Annotated in this window: 3 protein-coding genes; 1 reads left to right on the top strand and 2 read right to left on the bottom strand. The window is 52.0% G+C overall.

The features are described from left to right. Positions 1 to 87: 87 nt before the first annotated feature. Together Q8O92_02585 and Q8O92_02580 are read right to left on the bottom strand one after the other, a co-directional pair. Entirely contained in the window at positions 88 to 1,326 is a 1,239-nt protein-coding gene (locus tag Q8O92_02585) for a hypothetical protein (GenBank protein ID MDP2982202.1), read from the bottom strand. Between the two features lie 291 nt (positions 1,327 to 1,617). Further along, positions 1,618 to 5,427 carry a PQQ-binding-like beta-propeller repeat protein gene (locus Q8O92_02580; protein MDP2982201.1) on the bottom strand — a complete coding sequence of 1,270 codons (3,810 nt, stop codon included), beginning with the start codon at positions 5,425 to 5,427 and terminating at the stop codon, positions 1,618 to 1,620. 497 nt (positions 5,428 to 5,924) lie between these two features. On the opposite strand from Q8O92_02580, the gene Q8O92_02575 reads away from it, so the two are divergent. Next, entirely contained in the window at positions 5,925 to 7,196 is a 1,272-nt protein-coding gene (locus tag Q8O92_02575; GenBank protein MDP2982200.1) for an MFS transporter, read from the top strand. The last annotated feature ends 32 nt before the right edge of the window (positions 7,197 to 7,228 follow it).

Raw genomic sequence — 7,228 nt, 5'->3', positions numbered from 1 at the left:
CTTTCGTGTGGTTCGTGGTTTAAAAATCTTGTACTTTTTCGTTAAAGTAAACCGTATTGGGATTAAAGGATTACCATGATTGAAAAATCAGACATTCCTTTTCCTGATAAAAAATGTCAATACGACCGCTAAGAGAAAAATTACCAGGAAAGCAATAACGATATTCCTCTCCAGTGAAAAAGATGCCGCCCTTGCTCCGGGAATCTCCGCCGTTTTACGGGCGGCAGCCGAAGGAAGACGGTCGAGAGTATTTTCGCCCGGCTCTGCAGGCGATTTGGAAACCGAATCAGGGGATGTACCGGCGTATGCCGCTCCTTGCAGAGTATCCTCTGTACCCCCAGAGGCGGGAATCACCGGAAGCCCTGCGAGCGGCGGCGTTTCCGAAGCGTTTATCCAGCTTTCGCCGATACCTCGCTCCCAGTCCGCCGTCATGAGGAGGTCGACTCCCGGATTCAGCGCTTTCACCTCGCAGGAACAACCTTCGGTCATGAAAAAGCAGCTCTTGGATATGTTTGCGCCGGTGATGCCCTGGCCAACCAGGGCATACAACACTCTTCCCCTTCCGAACACGGGGAACGCCATCGGGAAGGTCGAATATTCAACGAGGTCCGGCTCGCTGTGTATGAGCAGGGTTTCAAGCAGGGATTCATCGGCATTCCCCCGGGGCAGGCGGACAAGGGGAAATGAGATTTTCCATCCGGCGGTGCTGCTTCGGTTCGATCCATCCTGTGAAACAGCAGAGACCTTTTGCGCAATGTCTCTACTCGATAACAAAAAATGCTTTTTCAGAGCGGCGAATGTGGCGTTCAGTGAATCGGCAGCGGCATCATCGAGCTTGCGGTTTCCTGATTCCAGGAGCACCCATACAGCGGCGTCGCCGGAGATGATTCGTCCGGCGATTTTCCGGCGAATGGGGGACTCCAGCAGTTTACGGGCGTTTTCTGTTGTCAGGGGGCCGCGCCAGAGCGCCCGGTTATATCCGACTGCTTCTGGGAATCGAAGCGCCATGCAGGGAAGGCTCTGATCCTGAAAACCATCCCTGAGAGGTCTCAGGTCATCCGGCATCCCCTTGGACACATCCACCTCCACAACATTCAGATTCGGGCGTGCCCCCGAGCCGCCTGCGGAACTGCGGAGTAATTCCATCGCGGCGGATTCCTCTTTGTTCAGGGGCGCATTGAATAAAACGTAGACAATATACGTATCAGGAAGCCAGCGTTCCAGGGCGTAACGGAAGACCGGGACATCGCAGGCATCGAGCGAGAGCGACCCCATGACGGCGGTCATCAATACAAATAACACTCCCCACCATGTTGTTCTTTTCATCTTTATTCCCTACATATTCTTGTCTGAACCATGATTGATGGGATTAAAGGATTACCATGATTACAAAATGAAAAAATATGGGTATGCCATTAGATAAGGTTCGAGATCGTATATATAGATGCCGAAACAAGTTCGGCATGACACGTGTCATCCTGAACTCGTTTCAGGATCTAAATGCGCAATCACGGCGTAATATTTTCATAAATACTTACCAAATGACATAACCGGATAAAAAAATCATGCCAATCCTTTAATCCCATAAATCATGGTTCAGACACTCTTTTTACTTTTTTACTCTGTCATTTTAATTATTTCAATACCCGAAATCACCGGCGGCTTTCCGTTTTCCCCCATAGAGGGATTGAATTCGATGGTCAGATCCTTTTTAATTAAGATATTCCGGAACTGCTTCACGAGAGTCCTTCGGGTCCCCCCGGCTTCCTTCACGATGTCAAGATTCCTGACCACAGGCCTCCCCATAAGGAGAACATCGAATATTCTCTGACCGGATTTAAGCTCGTCCGGTTCGGCAAAAACGAGCCTGACCGTATATAAACCCGGATTTGCCGTTTTATTGGAGCAGGAAACGGTGATTTTCCGCGCCCCCGTGCAGCCGGATGCGCTCACCCAGGGAAGTTCTCCGCCCCGGATTCTTGACGAGTGAAAGCGGTAGTATTCCACATTTTTCGGCTCGATGGCCACAGGAATCTCTGGCGAGGGCCCGCCGACCACGGGGTATTCCAGCCAGAGGGTGCCGTTCTCGGAAGCGCGGTCTCCCGGAGCGCCCAGATTGATACCGAGCCGCTGTATCTGCCCCTGCGGTGTTCCGAGCGTGCAGTATGTCCACATCTCATTCTGCGGCATGCTCACCAGCGCGAGCGAGGTCTGGTTCTGGTAGGCGCAACTGCATGTGCGGGTGTAATCGGGGGCGTTCAGGACGCCGTCCGCAGCGATCAGGTTGGCGCTGCATCCGGATTTGAACCCGCCGAAATTTCCGGTCCCGCTGTCGCTGACCAGATCATAGAACCCCGCGGCGCCGGAGCGGAAGGAGAGGAGATTCTCGCTGGCCACCGGATAATTGCAGCCGTATTCGCGTTTCCATGACCATGCTGTTTTCGCTCCGGTCAAGGGATCCGTCCGCAGAACAGGTTCTCCGGTCATAAGGTTAAGGGCGCCGTTTTCCGTTATTATCCGGTCGTCATGAATAATGGGGAATGTTCTGTATCCGACAGTTTTATCCCAGATCATTTCTCCGCTCGTCCCCTTGATTGCTCTCAGGCGCTTCCCGGTTTCCCCCAGCACCATATCCGATGAAGGACGCATCGACTGGATAAGGATGTCATGCTCCTCGGAGTAAGCCAGGAATGAACCGAACACATTCTTTTTTTCCTCCCAGGCCGGTTTCCCGGTGGTAATGTCGAGAGAGAACAGCCTGCCGGGAGAGGGGAGTGTTTTCCCCCTTCGGGAGAGAATGTCCTCGACATACGGCGGATAGGCATCCAGCACGAAGATTCGGCCGTTCCCGACTGCTGCGCCGTTATGCAGAAACCCGATATCGGAATCGATCTTCCAGAGAATTTTGCCGTTGAAACGGTTCAGTACGAGGAGCGAACGGCTGGCGCTCCTGTCGAAATCTTCCTGGGGAGAATATTCTCCCTTCTTTTTCATGAGAATATCCGCGAAGGGGACAAAATCCTTTCCTGCTATAAGGAAATCTTTATACACCCCGATGTATCCCCATTCGGACTGGGAAACTTTTGCTTTCGTGGTGTCAGGAGGGAAAGTGAACACAGACAAGGTTTTTCCGTTCACGGGATCGAGCACATGGCAGCCGTCCCGCTGGATCACATACACGCGGTCATCCGCAGCGACGAAATTTGTTCCGCGGATGTTGGAACCGGGAATATGCACCTGGTTATATTCCGTACTGGTCGGATTATCTTTGTACGTCTTATCGTAATAGACGCCGTAGCTGTCGAAATCGCGGAGCATCGTCTTCCAGAGGACACGGCCGGTATAGACATCACGGGCGCTCAAACAGTCGATTCCCTCGATGAACAGCCTTCCGCCGACCACCTGCTCGGACGGCCCATGCCCATGACGGGGCAGCACATCGAGGTTCGAGCTTCCCCCGAACCAGAGTATTCCGAGCGGCAGTTTCACCAGGCTGTCGTCGGATTTCGAGGTGTTGGCGATATTGCCGAGATTGTGGGTCCACACGCCGGCGCCAGGCAGGGCGCCTTCACGCACCAAAAGCAGATAGTTTCCCGATTTTTTGAGTTTTACGCCGTAAAGACCGCTTTTATCGAGAATATCCCTCATTACCTTTTCAGCCTCTGCCGAATACGGCAGGAGCAGCGTTCCGCCATAGGGCCTCAGTGACTGGTAGAGAAGACTTAACGATTCTTTTTTCAACGCAGAAGTCAGATTAGGAATAGTAAGAATGCTCAATGAGGACATGTAGGGAGGTGTATTGAAAGAAGAGAAATCCCCCGCGAAGACAGAAATTTTTCCTCCGGCGAGGCTGTTTTTGTCGAATCTTCGCCTCATGGCTTCCACCTGTGACCGGTCGCTCTCAACCGCAATGATCCTGAGACCTGAACTTCCCGAAAGCGATTCAAGGAGATTTGCATCGACAGCGCCGTACACGAGCGCATACCCGTCGCTGATTCCCGCCGCGGAAATAATATCCAGAGCTTTTGCGGTTTCTTTGCGGGAGGGTTCGGAAGGGGAGGGCAGAAGCGAGCGCTGAATCGCTTCCTTCTTCTTTTCACCGAACGCCATGACCCGGCCGTCCAGAGTCACTGCGAAAAGCTTTCCATCAGCGGCGGCCAGCCGTTCAACCGCGCCATCTACTTTCTTTTTCCATGCAATTGCAGGTTTTCCACCGGGGGAAGACAGCTCCAGAGCGGTTATCGTTCCTTTCCCGGCGGCGTAAAGACGGTTCCCTGCGCGGATCAGGTCCCCTGAAGCATCAGCTTCGTATTCCCAGAGGAGTTTCGACTGAAACTCTCTGGCGAAAGCATCGCTCCCTTTTCTGGAATCAAGCCCCTTTTTCCCCCATGCATCGAGAGTTTTTCCCGTCCAGTCGGTGGCAAAGGCCCGTATCGCGCCGCCCGAGAAATAAACAGCGTTACGGTCTATCACCGGGTACATTCCCGCCTGCGGGAGAAGCTCACGCCCATCATTCAGGCTGTAAAGTGCGGTCACTTTCTCCCGGGTGTGATTAAAAAACATGCCTTCACCGGCGGCGACAAATGAACCGCCGGATTTGCCGTTGGCCGCCAGTTCATAGTAAAGGAATTTTCCGGTCTTTATGTCGAAACAGGCCGGAACCGACCGTCCGCCCGGGACAATTAACCGGTTTCCGGCGACCGCCAGCGCCCCCTGCGGCGCTATTCCGGCGAAAGCGGGAGCGTTATGCGGCTGAAGCATATACCGTGCGCCTTCCCCGTCGTTGATCCAGAGGGTTTTTCCCGTTTCCGCATCGAGGGCGTAGATGAAAACTCCCATGAACGGCCAGATTCCGGCTGCGAAGTATACGACGCCGTCTTTGACCACCGCTCCCCCGCGAGCGGGCCATGTGGAGATCAACCGGCCATTCCCGAGAATTCTCTGATCACGGGGGGCTCCCGAAAATTTCCATACCAGGCCGCCGTCACGGATATTCAGGCAGTAAATGCAGCCGTCGTCGCTGGTGAAATATACCCTTTCCTTCCAAACGACCGGCGGCAGTCTTACCGGGCCGTCCGCGTAATAATGCCATTTCTCGCCGCCAGTTTCCGTGTCCAGGGCGGTTAGTTTATCGGCATCGTTGAACCCTAAAAGCAGAGTTTTGCCTGAGACAACCGGCTCGAATACACGGTCGTAGGGCATGAGATCCTGATTGAGCGGGTCGTCCCATACCTGAATGCGTGCAGGATACTGGTTTATCCAGAGAAGCTGCAGCGTTTTGGGGAGGTCGGAAGGAGACGAGGCAGACCGTGCGGCGTCATACCTCCACATCGGCCAGTCGGAATCCCCGGCGGCCGGGCGCGGAAATACCGTTGCCAGCAGGCAGAGCACCAAAATTACAGCTTTTACCTTCGGCAGATTCGGCATAAAGTCCCTTTTCCAGAGTTTTTCAACTACAGCCCCCTATCCCTCAATCCCTTGCCGCTTCGCGGGAACGATGAAACCGTTTACCCCCTGAATGTGGCAAGGGAAGTCGTTGCTCCACAGTCAGTTTCTGCCACCTCTGGGGGACAGGAAGGGGGCTTCACCCAACAAGTTCGACTTTTGCAAAAGGCTCGAAAAAGTGTAAAGATTATTGCATCGTGACACCGGAAGTCAATATACATACATGAGGGCAGATTTTATTACAAATTCTTTGTGTATGGTACCGATGTCATTTGTTTGCTGTGCAAAAACAGGGAGCCCGCAAAGAATTTCACTTTACACTTGGAAAAATAAAAAAGGTGCTGTATTATGCATGAAATTTTTGCCGCTTTACGGTGAAAAAGAATTTCTTTTTGTACATATTATGTGCATGGGATAGGGGTAAAACGGCGGAAATCGTCTATCGAAACGGGAACCTGATCAAACGGGAGGATTACTGAATGACCGCAAGCAGCATGAAAGAGTATTACAAGCTCCTGGTTTTCGTTTTTCTCTTTGGATATGCCGGCACCATCTGGGGCGGCTTGACCTATTATATCGGGATACCCCTGGGATTAATGAATTACCTTAAGGCGAGCTCGCTTCAAATCGGACTGATCTCGGCCCTTTTCTGGGGTGGTTTTGCATTACCTCAGATTTTCGCCGCGTACATGTCCGAATCCAAACGGATTAAAAAGAAATTTATCGCAGCTTCCCTGAGCCTCTCCTGCGTGGGATTTCTCGTGGCGGGGCTTTATATTTTCGCCACCGGCGCAGCTAATCCCTCGCAAACGATCACCGTTTTCATTATCTGTTTTGCCTGGGCTGCCGTGGTCGCAGGATTCTATATTCCCGCTTATTTCGCCATGGCCTTTAAAATGATTCCATCCAATAAGCTGGGACAGCTCCTCGGCATCATGTTTGCCATAGAATACGGGGGTATTTTTCTAACTGGCCCCACAATGGTCGCAGTGAATAAACACTTCCCCACTCCTTATAACTATGCGCTGGTTTTTACCGCCACATTTGTGATGACCCTCATCTCGATCCTGATGCTTCTCACCCTCAAGGAAACGGAAGGCGAGGTGGTGAAAACCGCTCCATCGTTTGGCGTTTATGTTAAAAAATTCTTTAAAATCTATCTGGAGGATACGTCATTCACGAAGTTCATTTTCGGCAAATGGCTCATGAGCGGCCATATTATCATGCTGGCTTTTCTGCTCACCTACCTTATCAAAGTGAAAAATTATTCCGATCCGAGCGGCGGCTGGTTCACCTCGTTGAACGGCCTCGGGCTTTTCATCGGCGGATTCACCATTACCAAGATCGCCGATGTTTGGGGTCCCAAATATCTGCTCATCACCGCCCAGATACTGGCCATAATTTATACCGTGCTGGCCTGGCTCGTTCCATCATCGAGCACAACGATTATTTTTATCGCATTCGTGGTCAGCGGCATGTGCCAGATATCGGATAATGTCGGTTATACGAACTCCACTCTGTTCTACTGCCCTTCGGAGGATAAAACCACCTATTGCGCGGCGGTGAATATCGGCATCATCCTGCCCATGATTTTCCTGCCGATCATCATGGGAAAACTCATGGACTGGGGAATAATATCCTTTGGCGGCACTTTCACTGTTGCACTGCTCATGATGGTCGCTGCGATCATCTATATCGCCCTAGTGGTTGAAAATCCCAAGTCATTTGTAGCGATGAAAAACAGCAAATAGAAATATCAATATATCTGCCGGATCCTTTCAGA

It is taken from the genome of Candidatus Latescibacter sp. (genome assembly GCA_030692375.1).
Classification (GTDB): Bacteria; Latescibacterota; Latescibacteria; order Latescibacterales; family Latescibacteraceae; genus JAUYCD01.
The sequence above is the reverse complement of the archived record's forward strand: the minus strand, read 5'-3'. Positions and strand labels throughout refer to the sequence as shown.